Origin of the sequence: Mesorhizobium sp. B2-4-1 (assembly GCF_006442185.1) — a bacterium.
GTDB lineage: Bacteria > Pseudomonadota > Alphaproteobacteria > Rhizobiales > Rhizobiaceae > Mesorhizobium.
In genome coordinates this window covers 121,210-138,291 of the sequence record NZ_VFVN01000006.1, presented here as the reverse complement: position 1 = coordinate 138,291, position 17,082 = coordinate 121,210, and the positions used below count along the sequence as shown (strand labels likewise).

At 64.6% G+C, this 17,082-nt stretch carries 17 protein-coding genes; 5 read left to right on the top strand and 12 right to left on the bottom strand.

Annotation, left to right across the window (positions count from 1 at the left end; all coding sequences use genetic code 11):
- Positions 1-12: 12 nt before the first annotated feature.
- From FJ949_RS17135 to FJ949_RS17120, 4 genes are read right to left on the bottom strand one after another with little or no spacing between them, the layout of a single operon-like run.
- Positions 13-819 (bottom strand): ABC transporter ATP-binding protein, encoded by an 807-nt coding sequence (locus FJ949_RS17135; protein ID WP_140497569.1) that lies wholly within the window; start codon positions 817-819, stop codon positions 13-15.
- Positions 816-1,568 carry an ABC transporter permease gene (locus FJ949_RS17130; RefSeq protein ID WP_140497567.1) on the bottom strand — a complete coding sequence of 251 codons (753 nt, stop codon included), beginning with the start codon at positions 1,566-1,568 and terminating at the stop codon, positions 816-818. The genes FJ949_RS17135 and FJ949_RS17130 overlap by 4 nt, the downstream gene beginning before the upstream one ends.
- The gene (locus tag FJ949_RS17125; RefSeq protein WP_140497565.1) at positions 1,565-2,335 is read right to left on the bottom strand and encodes an ABC transporter permease; all 771 of its coding nucleotides are present in this window, start codon (positions 2,333-2,335) and stop codon (positions 1,565-1,567) included. The genes FJ949_RS17130 and FJ949_RS17125 overlap by 4 nt, the downstream gene beginning before the upstream one ends.
- A 35-nt stretch (positions 2,336-2,370) precedes the next feature.
- Entirely contained in the window at positions 2,371-3,567 is a 1,197-nt protein-coding gene (locus tag FJ949_RS17120; protein WP_140497563.1) for a UxaA family hydrolase, read from the bottom strand.
- Positions 3,568-3,708: 141 nt separating this feature from the next.
- Here FJ949_RS17120 and FJ949_RS17115 point away from each other — a divergent pair, with 141 nt between their 5' ends.
- Complete coding sequence (locus FJ949_RS17115; protein ID WP_140497561.1) at positions 3,709-4,368, top strand: GntR family transcriptional regulator; 660 nt, start codon at positions 3,709-3,711, stop codon at positions 4,366-4,368.
- The gene (locus FJ949_RS17110) at positions 4,365-5,240 is read left to right on the top strand and encodes an SMP-30/gluconolactonase/LRE family protein (RefSeq protein ID WP_140497558.1); all 876 of its coding nucleotides are present in this window, start codon (positions 4,365-4,367) and stop codon (positions 5,238-5,240) included. Before FJ949_RS17115 ends, FJ949_RS17110 begins: the two co-directional genes overlap by 4 nt.
- Before the next feature lie 6 nt (positions 5,241-5,246).
- Here the strand turns inward: FJ949_RS17110 and FJ949_RS17105 are convergent, their stop codons facing one another.
- Both FJ949_RS17105 and FJ949_RS17100 read right to left on the bottom strand, forming a co-directional pair.
- Positions 5,247-6,080, bottom strand: coding sequence for an SDR family oxidoreductase (locus FJ949_RS17105; RefSeq protein ID WP_224617896.1), 834 nt, complete (start codon positions 6,078-6,080; stop codon positions 5,247-5,249).
- A 197-nt stretch (positions 6,081-6,277) separates the two neighbouring features.
- Positions 6,278-6,958, bottom strand: a complete 681-nt coding sequence (locus FJ949_RS17100) for a GntR family transcriptional regulator (protein ID WP_224646568.1) — start codon at positions 6,956-6,958, stop codon at positions 6,278-6,280.
- A gap of 249 nt (positions 6,959-7,207) precedes the next feature.
- Here FJ949_RS17100 and hutH point away from each other — a divergent pair, with 249 nt between their 5' ends.
- A complete protein-coding gene (gene hutH, locus FJ949_RS17095) occupies positions 7,208-8,704 on the top strand; it encodes a histidine ammonia-lyase (RefSeq protein WP_140497554.1) in 1,497 nt (498 codons plus the stop codon).
- A 26-nt stretch (positions 8,705-8,730) separates the two neighbouring features.
- On the opposite strand, the gene FJ949_RS17090 is transcribed toward hutH, so the two are convergent.
- The 6 genes from FJ949_RS17090 to FJ949_RS17065 form a co-directional block, all read right to left on the bottom strand.
- Positions 8,731-9,297, bottom strand: coding sequence for an aspartyl/asparaginyl beta-hydroxylase domain-containing protein (locus tag FJ949_RS17090; protein ID WP_224646570.1), 567 nt, complete (start codon positions 9,295-9,297; stop codon positions 8,731-8,733).
- Positions 9,298-9,544: 247 nt separating this feature from the next.
- Positions 9,545-9,760, bottom strand: coding sequence for a KTSC domain-containing protein (locus tag FJ949_RS17085; protein ID WP_140497550.1), 216 nt, complete (start codon positions 9,758-9,760; stop codon positions 9,545-9,547).
- A gap of 164 nt (positions 9,761-9,924) precedes the next feature.
- Entirely contained in the window at positions 9,925-10,863 is a 939-nt protein-coding gene (locus FJ949_RS17080) for a sugar ABC transporter substrate-binding protein (protein WP_140497548.1), read from the bottom strand.
- Positions 10,864-10,877: 14 nt separating this feature from the next.
- The gene (locus FJ949_RS17075) at positions 10,878-11,873 is read right to left on the bottom strand and encodes an ABC transporter permease (protein WP_140498090.1); all 996 of its coding nucleotides are present in this window, start codon (positions 11,871-11,873) and stop codon (positions 10,878-10,880) included.
- The gene (locus FJ949_RS17070; RefSeq protein ID WP_181172066.1) at positions 11,873-12,871 is read right to left on the bottom strand and encodes an ABC transporter permease; all 999 of its coding nucleotides are present in this window, start codon (positions 12,869-12,871) and stop codon (positions 11,873-11,875) included. The genes FJ949_RS17075 and FJ949_RS17070 overlap by 1 nt, the downstream gene beginning before the upstream one ends.
- Positions 12,868-14,367: a sugar ABC transporter ATP-binding protein gene (locus FJ949_RS17065; RefSeq protein ID WP_140497546.1), complete on the bottom strand. Its 1,500-nt coding sequence runs from the start codon at positions 14,365-14,367 to the stop codon at positions 12,868-12,870. Before FJ949_RS17065 ends, FJ949_RS17070 begins: the two co-directional genes overlap by 4 nt.
- Before the next feature lie 314 nt (positions 14,368-14,681).
- Here FJ949_RS17065 and FJ949_RS17060 point away from each other — a divergent pair, with 314 nt between their 5' ends.
- Both FJ949_RS17060 and FJ949_RS17055 read left to right on the top strand, forming a co-directional pair.
- Positions 14,682-15,356: a GntR family transcriptional regulator gene (locus tag FJ949_RS17060; protein WP_140497544.1), complete on the top strand. Its 675-nt coding sequence runs from the start codon at positions 14,682-14,684 to the stop codon at positions 15,354-15,356.
- Between the two features lie 178 nt (positions 15,357-15,534).
- A complete protein-coding gene (locus FJ949_RS17055) occupies positions 15,535-17,046 on the top strand; it encodes an altronate dehydratase family protein (protein ID WP_140497541.1) in 1,512 nt (503 codons plus the stop codon).
- Positions 17,047-17,082: the final 36 nt, after the last annotated feature.

Here is a 17,082-nt window from a genome sequence, read left to right as displayed (position 1 = left end):
CCTGTTGTCGTTTCAGTTCATCGTTGCGCGGTAAGCCTCTTCGCGGATCAGTTCCCAGATCGATTGGCTGAGCCTGGCGAAATCGCCGGAGCGCCGCGTCTCGTCGCCGCGTGGCCTGGGCAGGTCGATGTCGATGACCTGCTTCAGGCGGCCCGGATGGCTGCTTAGCACCGCGACCCGGTCGGCCAGGAACACCGCCTCGTCTATGGCGTGCGTGATGAAGACGACCGTCCGCCGCTCGGCAGCGGGGCGGTCCTGCCCCCAGATGCGCAGCAATTCGTCTTGCAGGATGACGCGGGTCTGCGCGTCCAGCGCCGCTAGCGGCTCGTCCATCAGCAGGATTTCCGGCTCGTTCGCCATCAGGCGCGCCAGTGCCACGCGCTGGCGCATGCCGCCCGATAGCTGGTGCGGGTACTTGTCCTCGGAGCCGGTCAGGCCGACCATTTCGACGGTGCGGTTGACGCGGTCGGCGCGCTGCGCGGGCGAAAGCCCTCGCCCGGCCGGCCCATAGATCAATCCGAACTCGACATTGCCGCGCACGGTGCGCCAGGGAAACAGGGCATAGTCCTGGAACATCACGCCGCGTTCGGCCCCCGGTCCTTCGATCGGCCTGCCGTTCAGGCTCATCGTACCCGACGTCGGCCTGTCGAGGCCGGCGAGCATGTTGAGAACGGTCGTCTTGCCGCATCCGGACGGGCCGACGATAGCCATGAACTCGCCGGCCTTGATGTCCAGCGACAGGCTGTCGACCGCCACCACGGACGCAGATTCCCCGAAGCATTTGCTGACGCCGTCGAGGCGGATCTTGGCATCGCTCATGGCTGGCTCCACGGCACGGCGAAGGCGAGTGCGGCACGCAGGATGCGGTCGAGCGCGAAGGCCACGATGCCGACCGCGATCATGCAGACCACCATGCCGTTGAGGTTGATCGAGTAGGCGTAGAAGACGAACATCATCTGGCCGATGCCGCCGCTGCTGCCGGACTTGGCGCCGACCGCGAGCTCGGCGGCAATGATCGCCGTCCAGGCGATGCCGAGGCCGATGCGCATGCCGACCAGAATGGATGGCAAGGCGGCCGGCAGCAGCACCATCCGCATCCGCGTCAGCGGCGCCAGCCCCATGGTCAGCGCGGCGCGCATCAGACTGGGCTCGATACGCTTCACGCCCGAGATGGTGTTGATCAGGATCGGGAAGAAGGCGGCATAGGCAACGATGGCGACAGCTGCCCCGGAGCCCGAGCCCAACCAGAGGATAACCAGGGGCAGGATGGCAAGTGCCGCTATCGGCCGGAAGGTCTCGACCAGCGGATCGAGATTGCGCTCGACGGCCGGCATGCTGCCCATGGCGATGCCAAGCGGGATCGCCAACAGGGCCGCCGCCGCGAAGCCGGCGAAGACCCGTCCGAGGCTGGTGGCGAGACCGGCCGCCAGATCGCCGTCGCGCAGCATGGAAATGGCCGTTTCGGCCACCGTGCTGGGGCGTGGCGCCTGGGCGGAGCCGGACGCGAGAGCTTCCCAGACGACCAGCAGCAGCACGGGAACGATGAGGCGAAGCGCAAACCTGTTCATCGCGCCACCTCCGTCCGCGCCCACGGAGTCAAGACATCAGAGAGCCAGCGCAACCCCTTGTCCGTCAGGAAGCCGAGCAGGCCGATGGCGACGATGAAAGCCATCACCGTCGGCGTCGACAGCATGCTGCGGTAGTATTCGATGGCGTAGCCGAGGCCGTTCGGCGCTCCTACCAGTTCGGCAGCGACGACGGCGGTCCACGAGGCCGCCACCGCAAGCCGTGCCGAGACCAGGATCGCCGGCAGCGCCGCCGGAACGATGACGCGCCGCATGATCGCCCGCCCAGACAGGCCCATCGTGCTGGCCGCCGCGACGAGCCGCCTGTCGACGGCGGCGGCGCCCGCGGCGGTGCCGATCAGCAGCGGGAAGAAGGCGGTATAGAACATGATGAACAGCGGCAGCCGATGGCCGATGCCGAACATGTATAGCGCAAGCGGTATCCATGCGATGCCGGCTATCGGCCGCAGGATCTCCACCGGCAGTTCGAGCAGATCGTTCCAGAGCCGGCTGCGGCCCATCAGCAGCCCGAGCGGCACCGCCACCGCCGCGGCAGCCGCGACGCTTACCAGCAGACGGGCCAGACTGATCCCTGCATTGCCGAGCAGTTCGCCGTTGAGGGCCGTATCGCGCAGCGCAAGCGCAACCGCGACCGGCGACGGCAAGAGCAGCTTCGAAGGCACGAAGAACGAGCCGACATACCAGGCAAGGACGAACAGGCCCATCGTGCGCAAATACACGAACAGGCTGGTCAGGCGCGCAAAGCGCATTGTCCTTTGGCCGGCATCGTTCGAGGAGATAGCCGTCACAACGAGCCCCGCACGCGGGTCGGAACTTCGAGCCCTTCCCCCAAAATCTCGCCGAAGGTGAGGGTGCCGCCGGCGACATCGAGGATGGTCGCCAGCAGCCGGTTCGCCGCTTCGGCGACGGTTTCGATCCCCTCCGAAACCGGGCTGGCGTCGAAATCGATCTGCTCAGGCAGCCGGCGAGCCGTCTCGCGCCGCGCCGTGATCTTGATCGTCGGCGCGAGCGCGCTCGCGGTGCTGTTGCCTGGCCCGGTTGTGAACAGCATGATCTGGGCACCGGCCGCGGCGAAGCCTGTCATCGATTCCGGCGAGAAGGACGGGCCGTCCATGAGGTAAAGGCCGCCGGCGGTGACCGGCTCGGCCATGCCGAGCACGCCGTCGATGCGGCAAGTTCCCGTCTTGGCCAGGGCACCGAGGGACTTCTCCTCGATCGTGCTCAACCCGCCGCGTATATTCTCCTCGCCCGGATTGTTGCCGGTCAGGCTGTGGCCGGAAGCGGCGGCGAAGCGTTCCTTGCGCTCCACGGCCTGCAGGATCTGTCGTGCCACCGTTGCATCGCGAGCGCGCGCCGCGAGTATATGTTCTGCCCCCAGCCACTCGACGGTCTCACCGACAATGACGGTACCGCCATGCGAAACCAGAAGATCGACCGCGGCCCCCACGACCGGATTGCTGACCAGACCCGACGTCGCGTCGGAATGGCCGCATTCGATGCCGACCACCAGCTGCGCGCCGGGCAAGTTCTCGCGCCGGATCCGCGAAGCCTCGCGCAGCAACGCCGCGCCGCGCCTGATGCCCTCGCCCATGACCGACAGCATGTCCTCATGCTGCTCGGCGAAGGAAACGCTGGCGACCGGCTTGCCGCAAGCCGAAATGCGGGCCGCGACCATCTCGGTCGTCGCCGAATCCACTCCGACCACCAGAACGGCGGCGGCGTTCGGATTGCGGCCGAGACCGACAAGTTGATCAAGGTGCAGGCCGAGGTCCGGCTCGATGTGCCCCCTGCCCGCGCTCGTCGCGGCCAGAAGCGCGCCTTCGAGACCCGCCGCAATTCGCTCGCTGACACGCAGCGCCAAACCATTGATGCACAGGATCAGCACATAATTGCGGATTCCGGCGCGGCCATCGACCCGCCTGTAGCCACTGAATGGCGGCAGGCCGTCGATTTTGTCGGCACCGGAGGCAGGCAGTGGCATTGGCGTTTCCAAACCGTCGCGAGCGTGGCAATCTCTTCAAATCTCAATATTTGATCAAATGTCGCCTTGGCAAGGGCAAAATTGACTTCTTTCGATCGCCGTGCGAGCAATATTTGCTCAAATCAGGGTAGGCTTGGATGCATGGCGCGTATTCCCGACGTTCAGAAGCTTCTTCGTGACGACATCGTTTCCGGAGCCATTCCATTCGGGGCAAGGCTGAGGATCGACGATCTCGCCGGCCGTTATGGCGTAAGCCACATGCCGGTCCGCGAGGCCTTGCGCGCCTTGAGCGGCACGGGACTGGTCGTGCTGGAACCCAATCGCGGCGCCAGTGTCAGGACGGTCCACATGTCGTTTGTGATCGACCTGTTCGATATCCGCAGCGCCGTCGAAACGATGCTGGCGCGGCGCGCCAGCGAAAGGCGCACCGCCGAGCACCTGCGCGATCTGAAGGCCGCGCAGGACATGCTTGAGCAAAGAGTGGCCAGCGACGACTTCCTTGCCGTCCCGCATGCCAACAACATCTTTCACGGCGTCATCAACGAGGCGGCCGGCAATCCGGGCGCGCTGTCGATGGTGGATCGCAACTGGCTGCTGGTGGCGGCGATCTGGCAACGCTACGGCTATGACGAGGGGCGCTTCCATGGCGTCATCGACGATCATCGCCACATCATCCGGGCCATAGAGCGCCAGGATGCCGGCTCGGCGGCGACCTTGATGGGCGCGCATATCGAAAAGGCCAAACACGACCTCCTGGCGCGCATCGCCGTCGATCCCAAACCCGATATCGGCCGGCAATGACGGCCGGGTTCGAGGTCGCGGCGTCGACGGGCGATACGCTGGGCGAATCGCCGACATGGCTGGCGCGGGGCGGAGAGCTGTTCTGGGTCGATCTGCGGCGTCCTTGCCTGCACAGGCTGCGGCCCGAGACAGGAGCGGTGACATCGTGGCCGATGCCTGAGGTCATCGGCTCGGTGGTTCCACGAGCATCGGGCGGTGTCGTCGTGGCCTTGCGGCAAGGTCTCCACGCATTTGATCCCGCCAGCGGCGCACTGAGCCTGCTGGCGCGCGTGGAGGATGGGCCGCCCGAGCATCGGCTGAACGACATGAAGTGCGATCCCGGCGGCGGCATAATCTGCGGCAGCATGTGGGACTATGGGCTGCATGCGTCCGGGGCGCTTTACCGGATCAACGCCGCCGGAAGTTCGAGCCGGATCCGCGACGGGATCGCCGTGCCCAATGCGATCGCCTTTGCCCCGGACGGCCGCACTGTCTACTTCACGGATACGCGGCAAGGCGATATAGAGCGGGCGGATTTCGACCCGGCGAGCGGATTTGTGGGGCCGTGGTCTCTGTTCGCCGACCGGCACGCGGCGCCTGGAAAGCCCGACGGCGCCACCGTCGATGCGGACGGCTTCCTCTGGAATGCGCGCTACCAAGGCGGCTCGCTGGCGCGGTTCGCGCCCGATGGCCGGCTCGACAGGCTGGTCCCTCTGCCAGTCACTCAGCCGACCTCCTGCGCCTTCGGCGGTCCAGGCCTGAAGACACTGTACGTGACGACCGCAACGCAGAAGCTGACGGAGGATCAACTGGCCAACGAGCCCCTGGCGGGTTGCCTGCTTGCACTCGACGTCGGCGTGGCGGGACTGCCGGAGCCGGCTTTTGCCGGTTAATCTCGGCTATTGCCAGCCGAGATGGCGGCCACCCGTCGCCTGCAGGTCCGCCCCGGTGATGAAGCTGCCGGCGTCGGAGCAAAGCAGCAACGCCGCTCCCGCCATCTCGCGCGCCTCGCCGGCCCGCTGCATCGGCGCGGACCCCTTCTGGATCTCCGCCCATTTGGCCGCGTCCTCGCGGCGCCAGCGATTGCGCTCGGTAACGACAAGGCCGGGCGACAGGTTGTTGATCGTCACCCCGTGTGGCGCATAATCCTTGGCAAGGTTGAATGACAGATTGTGCTGCGCGCTCTTCAGCGCGGCATAGACGGCGAGATCGGATTCGGGCCGCGTCTGGTTGATGCTGCCGATCGTCAGCACACGGCCCCAGCCATTGTCCTTCATGCCGGGCAAGGCGGCCTGCAGCAATTCGATCGTCGCCTTGAAGTTGATCTGGATCTGGTGCTCGATCTGCTCGGCGGGTAGATCGAGGAAACGCGTGCGGTACTGGATCGAGGCGCAGACGACAAGCACGTCGACACCACCCAACGCCTCGATCGCCGCCTGGACACAGCGAGCCGCCTCTCCGGCCCGAGCGAAATCAGCATCGATGGCGACGCCGCGCCTGCCCTTCCCGCGAATTTCACGGACAGCTTCGGCGGCCGCATCCGGCTGCCCGAATGCCACGTCGGCGTCGCGAGCGAAATGGACGGCCACATCGGCGCCCGCCTCGGCAAAAACCCGCACGATCTCACGGCCGATGCTGACGCTGCCGCCGGTCACCAAGGCGCGCCGGCCAGCCATCGTGAAGCGCTCGGCAAGAGCCAGCGCATTCTGGATGTCGATCTCTTCTTTTTGCACCGTCAATAGCCCAGCCTTTCCAATTTGATCACACTTTTATTTGGAGTGCTCTTCAAAACGCATTTTCAGGGAGAAATCCAGAACCAATTCTTCCATTTGATCAAATCAGGCAGGCTGAAAAGCAGCGTCCCTGGCGGCAGCGGCTAGACGAAGGCGTACAGCCCGTCACGCGCGCCCATCGGAATTGGACAAAGATTCTAAGATTTTCGCGACAGACCGTCGCCTTCTATGGCGTTGACCAGTGTCTCGCTGCCTTGGCGCAGATGCTGCGTCAAAACGCTGACGGCCTCGCCGGCGTCGCGTCGCCGGCAAGCGGCCAAGAGGTCGCGATGCTCCGTCTGCGAGCGGGCGCGGTAGTCGAGGTTCGACAACAGGATACGGACGTAGCGGTCGGCCGCATTATGGTGCGCCTCGATCAGGCCGAGCAACCGGCGATTGCCGCAGGCGTCATAAAGCGCCAGATGAAAGGCCCGGTTCAGCACGCCCCACCTGCCGACATTGCGCTCGGCATCGATCTGATCGAGCACCTGTTCGGCCTCGTCCAGCTTGCCGCCGGGCAGGCCGGGAATGGAGAGCCGCAGTGCCTCGCACTCGAGCAGTTCGCGCACGGCATAGATCTCTCGGATCTCGTCGCCGTCCATTCTGGCGACGTGCGCACCCTTTGTCGGGTGGATGGACACGATGCCTTCGGCCTCGAGCTGACGAAGCGCGTCCCGGATCGGCATCCGGCTGAAGCCAAACTGCTCGGCCAGATCATCCTGGCGCAGCGTCGTGCCGGCCGTCAGGGTCCCGCTGGCAATGGCCTCGCGCAAGACATTGGCGACCTGCTCGGCAACCGTTTGCGGCCTCTCGATCAAGCCTTCGCCAAATCCGCGCAATCCATGCTCCCATTTCACGCATCGTCAGCTTAGGGGAAAGCTTCATTCTCGGATATAGGTATCCATGTGTACGAGAAAAGTGGCAAGCCGGCGGCGATGGGCCGGCGTCGACACGGGAATTGCCGCGGCGAAGCCCGCGGAACGGGAATGGCTTGCAGTTTGGCCCGCGGAAACAGCAAAACTGGCAGCCGCAAGCCGCATGCGGCCAGGCCGGCGCGGCATTGGCGGCAGCGATCATGGGGGCAGGATATGACACTCAGAATGGTAGTGCTTGACGGCAAGCCGCTCAGTGCGGCCGATGTGGCCGAGGTCGCACGGCGCAATGCCCGCCTCGAGTTGGGCGGTCAGGCGATGCGCCGCATCCGCGAGAGCCGTACGCTCATCGAGCATCTCACGCAACTTGGCGAGCCCATGTATGGCGTCACCACCGGTCTCGGTGCGTGCGTGGATACTCCGCTTGCGCAGGCCGACCTGATCGCGTTCCAGCATAGCGTACCGCTCAGCCACAGTATGGGCATCGGCCCCGCCCTTCCGACGGAGGCCGTGCGGGCGCTTATGGCCGCAAGGATTTCAGGCATGGCGGCCGGCGGCACCGGCACCTCCGAACATGTGGTCATGGGCCTTGTGGCGGCACTTAACGCCGGGGTCCATCCGGTGATCCCCAGTTGGGGATCGATCGGGGCGGCGGACCTTGCCGCCCTCGGGCATATGGCAAGGGCGCTGCGCGGCGACGGCGAAGCGGAGTTCCAGGGCAAGATCATGCCGTCGGCCGAGGCGCTGGCTCTCGCCGGGCTCGAACCACTCAACCTGCGCGAGAAGGACGGCCACGCCATCATCGTCGCGAACAGCCTTTCGACCGGAACGGCATGCCTGTGCCTGGAAGACGTCGCCCATCTTATCGACTGGTCGCTGGCTGCCGTGGCCCTCAATTATGAGGCATTCCGCTCATCCGTCAGCGCAATCACCGAGGAGGCGCTGTCAGCCCGCCCGGCATTCGGCCAGCGCGAGATCGGCGCGCGTCTGCGGGCGGAACTGGCGGGAAGCGGCCTGTGGGAGGACAACGCCGCGCGGCGTCTCCAGGACCCGCTCAGCTATCGCTGCGTGCCGCAGGTGTGGGGCGGCCTGCTGCATGCGTTCGAACAGGCGAAGCTGGCGACGGAGATCGAACTGGCTCATTCGGGCGACAACCCGGTTATCCTGCCGGAGATCGAGCGGGTCGTCTCGAACGGCAACTTCGACCTGACGGCGATGACGCTGGCCTGGGAACAGCTCGGCCAGGCGCTTGCGCATTGCGCGGTCGGCACCGCCAACCGTTGCATGAAGCTGATGTCGCCGATAACGGCGGAGCTGCCGCGCTTCCTGTCGGCCAGGGGTGGGAGCCGCCAGGGCTATGCGGAGCTGCAGAAACCGCTTGCCGCGCTGGAAGTCGAGATCCGGCACCTCGCCAACCCGATGTCGCTCAGCCCGCTTGCCGTTTCGGACGGCATCGAGGATCAGTCGTCGATGGCCCCGCGCGTGGTGGCCAAGACAGCCGAGATCGTCGAGCGGCTGCGTTATCTCGTTGCGATGGAACTGATCTTTGCGGCTACGGGGGTGGAATTGCGCGGTGTCGTCGACAGCATGGGCGACGGACCGCAGCGCACCTTCGCCGCCGTGCGCTCCCTTGTCAGCCCGCTTGACGATGACCGTGAAATGAGCACGGACATGACACGGATCGCACGGATGGTGGCGGGCCCACGCGACTGACGCGCCAAGGCGCTCGGGCCTTCCCCTCATGCAGAAAAGGACACGCCTCTGCGGCGCATGCCTGCCTGCACGCCGTGGACGATCAGCCGTGACAGGATTTCCATGTCGGGCGGCATTCGTGGACGCCAGATATCCAAAAGCAGGGCCACGCGAGGCTTGTCGGCGTTGTTTGTCACTTCATGAGGGAACGTGTCGTCCCACAACAGACACTCGCCGTCGGCGATCCGCCTCTCCTGATGATTGATCATCATGACCGTCGCCGGACGACCATCTGCCTGTCGAGGGATCACCAGGCCGAGATGGAACCTCATTATGCCCCTGAAAGGGCCGCGATGGCTGGGAATGTGCTTGCCCGGAGCTAGGAAAGAGATCGCCGCCGACTTCACTTCAGGGCATTCTGCAAGCAGCCGGTCGAGGACCGGCATTCGCGCGAGATTTTGCGGAACCGCGACATCGTAAGCCTTGAGCACGAACATACGCCAGTCGCGACCGTCATTGGCCGAGATGTCGGCCTGTTCAGGCATGATGTCGTGGAAGCGGGGCGCCTTGCCCACGGCAAGCGCTTCGTCGCGGATGGCCTGCCAGGCGGCCATGAACTTGGTGGCGTTTGGAAATTCGCTGGCGGTATCGAGGATCGCCGGCGCGTCGATGCGCTTTTCGTAGATCCGCCGCACCAGACCGGATGCAAGATCGTAAACTTGAGACATTTCATGGCCTCGAGGACATCATGAAACGACTATCCGGCAATTAAGTTGCTGATCTTGTTCGGCGTATGCCTGTCAGCACGAATTCGTGACCGACGAACAGTCCCGCGATACCGCGCTTTGTTGCTGGCGTGCATCAGCGTTCAGGGGCGCGTTCGACCAGACGAAACCTATAGCGATCCCGTATGAATTCATTGAAGAAGCGCCCCTTGGAAGAGGCGGCTTTGAAGGCAGCGTAGGTCTCGGGCTCCACGTCTTCGTAGTCATAGCGGTTTCCGCTCGGCACGAACCAGACCGAGAGCACCCTGGTGGCGAAATGGTACTGTGTGCTGCGGATGGCCGTAGAAGGCATTGGCGTTCTCCCGGATGGATAATCCTGGGCGCAAACGGAAGTTCCAACTGTGCCGGGCAGCCTTGGCTGGCAGGCCTTCCTATAACGAGCAGCGCAGCCGGATCGTCCGTCCGCGCCAGAAGACGAAGGAGCCGGCCCGGTTCTGCCGAGCCGGCCCCAAGGGATCAGAACGCCGGCTCGACCGCGTTGACGTTGTCCTTGGTGACGACCGTCAGCGGGATCGGCAAACGGTCCTTGACCTCCTTGCCGTCCATGATCTCCGCCATGGTGTTGATCGCCAGGCGGCCGTCCTCGACCGGCGACTGCACGATGGTGGAGTACATTTCGTTGGTGCGGATCGATTCGAACGCATCCTTCTGGCCGTTGATGCCGACGATCGGCGGTGCCGCCTTGGACGGATTGGCCTCCTTCCAGGCGTCGATGAAGCCGCGCGCCATGGTGTCGTCATTGGCGTAGACGCCGCTGATCTCGTCGCCGAAGCGGGTGATCAGGTCGCGGCTGACCACCAGCGCCTTCTGCTGGTCGAAATCGGCGTTGACAGTGTCGAGCACCTTGATGTCGGCGTTGGTTTCCTTGAGACGATCGGTGAAGCCGCCAACGCGGCCGATCGTCGTGCCGTTGCCGGCCTGGCCGGCGATGATGACGACGGAACCCTTGCCGCCAAGCGCCTTGCTGAGCGAGTCGGCCGCAAGCTTGCCTTCCTCGTAGACGTCGGGCCCGGTGAACGACTTGATGAACGGCTTGGCATCGTCGCTCATCGGCGAGTTGATGAGGATCGCGGGAATGTTCGCCTGTTGTGCGCGGGCCAGGCCCGGTATGTAGGCCTGCGGGTCGAGCGGCCACAGGATGATGCCGTCAACCTTGCGCGCGACGCAGGTGTTGAGCTGCTCGGTGCCCTTCTGGACGTCGAAATCCTGGCTGAGGCTCAGGATCTCGATGCCGAGCTCGCCGGCGCGCGCCTGGAGCGCCTTGTTGGCCGGCGTCGCATAGGCATGCGAATCCGCGGCCGTGACGTAGCAGACCGTCTTTGCACTGGCCCAGCCCGTCGAGGCCAATATTACCGCCGTGGCGGCAATGTGGAGCATGCTTTTCTTGCCAACCATAGGTTTCCTCCCGATCATGTATTTCCTCCTTGAGTGATTGGATTGTCGCGAATGAGCGCGGGGCCTGTGCCCGGCGCCCTCCCCTTGGTAGTCACGGCCCGATCGAGCACGACGAGCAGGATCAGGATAAGCCCCGACACGACCTGCTGGACGTATGCGGGAACGGATTGGAACTCCATCGCGATGGTCAGCGAGCCGATCGTCAGCACGCCGCCAAGCGTGCCGAGCGCGGATCCCTTGCCGCCTTCGAGGCGGGTTCCGCCGACCACGACCGCGGCAATGACGGCGACTGTCAGTTCCGAGCCGAAGACGGGCGAACCGGTGTTGGTGACGAGACTCTGGAGAACGCCTGCGAGACCGGCGAGCGTGCCGGCGAAGACGAAGCCCAGAAAAACGATGCGATCGGAGGCGATGCCGCTCTCCTTGGCCGCCGCGGGATTGGACCCGACCGCAAAGACATTTCGGCCCGGTATGGTACGCGTCAGCCAGACATGCAGCAGCACGATCAGAACGATGAACAGCGCACTGCGGATGGTGAAGATTTCGAGATGGATCTTGGCGAACGCCAGCGAAAGCATGATGTCGGTGCCGGTCACCGGCTGGCTGTTGGTGATCCAATGCGCGAGCGAGCGGAAGATCAGCATCGTCGCCAGCGTCAGCACTAGCGAGTTCACCTTCAGCCCGACGACCAGCGCGCCGTTGATGGCGCCTGCCAGCATGCCGACCAGGATACCGACAAGTGCGGCAGGCAGGATGCCGATCTCGCGCTGCAGGATGACCGACATGATCCCCGCCAGCGCGAACACCGCGCCGCCGGAGAGGTCGATCTGGCCGGCGACGAGAAGCACCGTAAGCCCGATAGCGATCAGGCCGATCGTCGCCGCCCGGTCGAGGCCGAGCCCGAGGGTCGATGCGGAGAAATAACCCGGAACCGCCAGGGCGGAAATGATCAGCGTCAGGCCGAGGATGATCACCACCCTGTGCCGCGAGGCAAGCGCCAGGAACCTCATCACGCCACCCCCCTCTTGCGCAATGCCGCGTCCATGCCGACCGCGCCGACGATCAGGATGCCGAGGACAAAACCCTGGATCGGCGTGCGCACGCCGTCGAGCACCATGACGTTGGTCAGAAGCTGCACGAAGATCAGGCCCGCGATCGCCCTCGGCACCGAGCCGAAACCGCCGATGATCGACACGCCGCCGACCACGACCGCGGTGATGGCGCTGAACTCGTAGCCGGCGCCGATCAGCGGCCGCGCGCTTTGCAGGGTCAGGCCCAGCAGGCCGCCGCTGACGCCCGAAGCCAACGCCGTGATCACGAACGCACCGGCCTTCACCGCTCGCACGGGCACCGCGCTCGCCTCGGCGGCGCTGTAATTGCCGCCCGTGGCGAGCGTCCACCTGCCCCAGAAGGAGCGCGAGAGGACAAAATGCCCTATGAGAGCGATCAGCAGGAAAATCAGCACCACGACCGGGACGCCGAAGAGCCGGCCCTTGGCGAAATCGGCCGATGCGGGATTGTTGCCATAGACGATGACGCCGCCGACGGCCGCCTGCACGATGCCCAGCCCGATGGTGCCGATGCCGAGCGTGGCGATGATGGGATTGATACCGACATAGCCGACCAGCACGCCGTTGAGCAGGCCGATAAGGCCCGCAAGCGCCACCGCCAGGACGAAGGCAGGAACCGGCCCGATCATTGGCTGCAGCCCGAGCGAAAGGATGGCCCCGCAGGCGATGGTGGCCGGCACCGACAGGTCGGCCAAGCCGCCGGCCACAAGCACGAAAGTCATGCCGACGACGACGATGCCGACAATGGACATCGAGGTCAGGACGTTGAGCAGATTGCCTGTGGTGAAGAAGGCGGGGCTGACGAATGAGCCGTAGAGCACCACTGCAAGGATAGCGAAGCCAAGCCCCGCCTTGGACAGGACATCGGCAAGCCTGCTGCCGCGCGTGAAGCGGTCATTGCGGGTCGCCCCGCTGGTCTCCATGGCCGCATCAGTCATGCAGCCTCCCCCGTCGCCAGCGCCATGATGCGCTCTTCGCTCAGTTCGGCGCGGGCGAGCGCCTCCGATGCGCGGCCGTCGCGCATCACAACGACGCGATCGCAGACGCCCAGGATTTCGGGCAGTTCCGACGAGATCATCACCACCGCCATGCCGTCAGCGACAAGCCGGCCGATGATGCTGTGGATCTCGGCCTTGGCGCCGACGTCGACGCCGCGCGTCGGCTCGTCGAGAATGAGCACGGTGGGCTTGGCCGCGAGCCATTTGGCGATGACCGCCTTCTGCTGGTTGCCTCCCGACAACAGGTTGATGCGCCGCTCCCCGTCGGGCGGCGAAATGGAAAACTGCTTCACAGAGGTCGCCGCCAGCGAACGGTCGGCGCTGCGCCTGATACGGCCGAAGCTGGTCAGACGCCGCAATATCGACAGGCTGATGTTCTCGCGGACCGACGTGCCCGGAATGATGCCGTCGCCCTTGCGGTCCTCGGGGACGTAGGCGATCCCGGCTCGCACCGCCTCGGAAGGAGAGTTGATGGCGACCTTGCGCCCGTAGACGCTGACCGTTCCCTCCACCAGCCGCGACAGGCCGAAGATGGCGCGTGCTACCTCGGTGCGACCCGCGCCGACCAGTCCGGTCAAGCCCAGTATCTCCCCAGCGCGCACATCGAAGCTGACGTCGCGGAAATGCGCCCCGTCGCCGATGCGTTCGACACGCAGCACGGACTTGCCGATCGCGGCCGGGCTTTTCGGGAACACGTTGGCGACCTCGCGGCCAACCATCAGCCTGATCATTTCGGCCGCGGTTATGCCGTCGATCGGACGGGTCTCGATCATTGAGCCGTCGCGCAGCACGGTCACCTCGTCGGCGATCTCGAGAACCTCCTTCAGCCTATGGCTGATGTAGACTATGGCGATGCCGTCATCGCGCATCTTGCGAAGGATCCGGAACAGCGCCGCGGTTTCGTGCTCGCTCAGGCTCGATGTCGGCTCGTCCAGCACGATGATCCTGGGCTGCGCCGCATAGGCCTTGGCGATCTCGACCAGTTGCTGCTGGCTGATCGACAGGTCGCCGAGCCGCGCGCGCGGGTTGATGGCCGCGCCCAGCTCGTCGAGGACGGCGGCGGCCTTCCTGACCATTTCGCCCTTGTGCAGCCAGCTCCATTTGCCGGGCATGCGGCCGAGATAGACGTTCTCCGCGACGGTCAGGTCGGGAACAAGATTGATCTCCTGGTGCACCATGCGGATGCCGAGCGCCTGGGCGTCGGCGGGACGCCGCATGCGCACTTCGGCGCCGCCGACGAGGATCGTGCCGGCGGTCGGAGCGTAGGATCCGTTGAGCACCTTCATCAGCGTCGACTTGCCGGCGCCATTCTCGCCAACGACCGCATGGACGGTGCCGAACCGGACGGCGAAATTGACGTTCGACAGGGCCTTCACGCCGGGAAAAGTCTTGGAGATGCCTCTCATGTCCAGGGCACAATCGGCGGCGGCACTCATCTAGGCTTGGTCCTCCCTGGTAGCACGCGGCTGGCAGCGTTATGTTAGTATAATGCATTTCCAGGCACGGTTCGGCCCGCCTCGAGCCGGCCCGAAGGCCCCTTTCAGCGCATCCGCACCAGGCACTTCACCATAGGCTGAAAATCACGCAACGGGCGGCACTATTGCACTAATATAATAGTTCTGGCAAGCTGGATCTGACCGCTCCCGTCACTGGCGTCGGATCGCAACGAACCCCGCGTCGCAAGCAGGTGCATTCCGTTTGACATTCGAATAATTTTGCCATTTCAGGTGGACGAACGATGGGATTTTCCATGGATCTAGATCCTTCGACCCTCAATCGAGCCCTCCCGCTGCGCGACCAGATCTACAACAAGATCCGCAACATGATCGTCGTCGGACGGCTGAAACCGGGTGAGGTCATCAATGAGATCGCAATTGCCGAAGCGCTGGGCGTCTCGCGCACGCCCGTGCGCGAAGCGGTCAAACGCATCAGCGACGAAGGGCTCGTCAAGATCCTGGCGCAGACCGGCACCTACGTTGCTCCCATCAGCCGGGCCGACCTCGAGGAAGCCTATGTCATCCGGCGTGCATTGGAGATGGAGAGCGCCAGGCGCGCCGCCGCCAAGCTGACGCCGGCTGCCTGTGAATTGCTGGAAGACAACATGGCCGCGCATAAGCTCGCCATTGCGCGCGGCAGGTACGCCACAGCGATTCAGCTCGACGACGTCTTTCACCGCACCATTGCTGAAATATGCGGCTTGCCGATGATTTGGCGCGCCGTCGACATCTCAAAGGCGCAGATGGATCGCGGCCGCTATCTCGCCATTCCGAAGCCCGGCTATGGCGAGCAGACGATCGAGCAGCACGAGGCCATTCTGGACGCGCTGAAGCGTCACGACGCCGAGGGCGCCGCACAGGCAATGGAGCATCACCTCGAGACGTCATTTCGCAACACGCTCGAAGTCGCCGCCGAGCTTCTCGACTGACGACCTCGACTGAGCGCTGAGACGGGCGGCGCAGGTTTGAGGTCCCGAACCTGGCATCCGACCGGCTTGCCGATGCCTGGTGAGCCGTGTTCGCAGCTTGACCGTTGACAATCTATTATATTAGTATTCCGATCCATTCGGCGGCATTGTGCCGACGGGGGCTTTTTCAGAGTTTGTAATGGCGCGGTTCATCCAGCTTTCGCATGCCGACAACATCCTTCTGGCGATCGATCCGTTGATGATCGGCGACAAGGCAGGCGACATGCCCGCGAAGGCGCGCATACCGCGCGGCCACAAGATGGCGATCCGCGACATCGCTTCGGACGAGCCGGTCGTGAAATATGGGCAGACCATCGGATTCGCCCGCGGACCGATCGCCGCCGGCGATTGGGTTCACGAGCACAATGTATATCTGCGCAATTTCGAACGCGACTATCTGTTCGGCACCAACGCCAGGCAAACGCCTGTCGTCCCTGAAGCCGAGCGCGCGAGCTTCATGGGTTACCGCAGGCCGAGCGGCAAGGTCGGGACGCGCAACTTCATCGCTGTCCTGACCTCGGTAAATTGTTCGGCCAGCGTCGCCCGCTTCATCGTGGAAGAGGTCAACCGCTGCGGCATCCTGCGCGACTATCCCAATGTCGACGGCGTGATCTCGCTCGTCCATGGCACTGGCTGCGGCATTGACACCAAAGGCCCCGCTTACGACCTCTTGAAGCGCACGCAGTGGGGTTTTGCCACGAACCCCAATGTCGGCGGCGTGCTGATGGTTGGGCTCGGCTGCGAGGCGTTCCAGATTCCGCGCTGGATGCAGTCCTACAATATCGAGGAGAGCACGACCTTCCGCACGATGACGATCCAGGAGACTGGCGGCACACGCAAGACGGTCGAGGCAGGGGTCAAGGCGATCGTCGATATGCTGCCCATGGTCAACGCCGCGCAAAGGACGCCACAACCGGCCTCCGAACTGGTGCTCGCGCTGCAATGCGGCGGGTCGGACGGCTATTCCGGCATCAGCGCCAATCCGGCGCTTGGCGCCGCCGTGGACCTGCTTGTCGCGCAAGGCGGCACGGCGGTGCTGTCCGAGACGCCGGAGATCTACGGCGCCGAACATCTGCTCACCATGCGTGCGGAAAACCGCGCGGTCGGCGAGAAGCTGATCGAGCGTATCCGCTGGTGGGAGGACTACACAGCCAAGCACGACATGGAGATGAACAACAACCCGTCTCCCGGCAACAAGCTCGGCGGGTTGACGACGATCCTGGAGAAGTCGCTCGGCGCGTCCGCCAAGGGCGGGACGACCAATCTGCGCGCGGTGCTGGAATATGCCGAACCGATCAACGAACGCGGCCTCGTCTTCATGGACACGCCCGGCTACGATCCGGTTTCGGCAACCGGCCAGGTCGCCGGCGGCGCGAACATATTGTGCTTCACCACCGGGCGCGGTTCGGCCTTCGGCTGCAAGCCGACGCCCTCGATCAAGCTTGCCTCCAATTCCTTCATTTTCGAGCAGATGCGCGAGGACATGGACATCAATTGCGGGGACATCCTCGACGGCGTCACGCTGGACGACAAAGGCCAGGAGATCTTCGCAGAGATCCTGCGCGTGGCATCGGGCGCGCGTACCAAATCGGAATCGCTGGGCTACGGCGACAACGAGTTCGTGCCCTGGAACCTCGGCGCTACCATGTAGCGACATCGCCCGCCCGCAACGGGCAACCTCAATTCA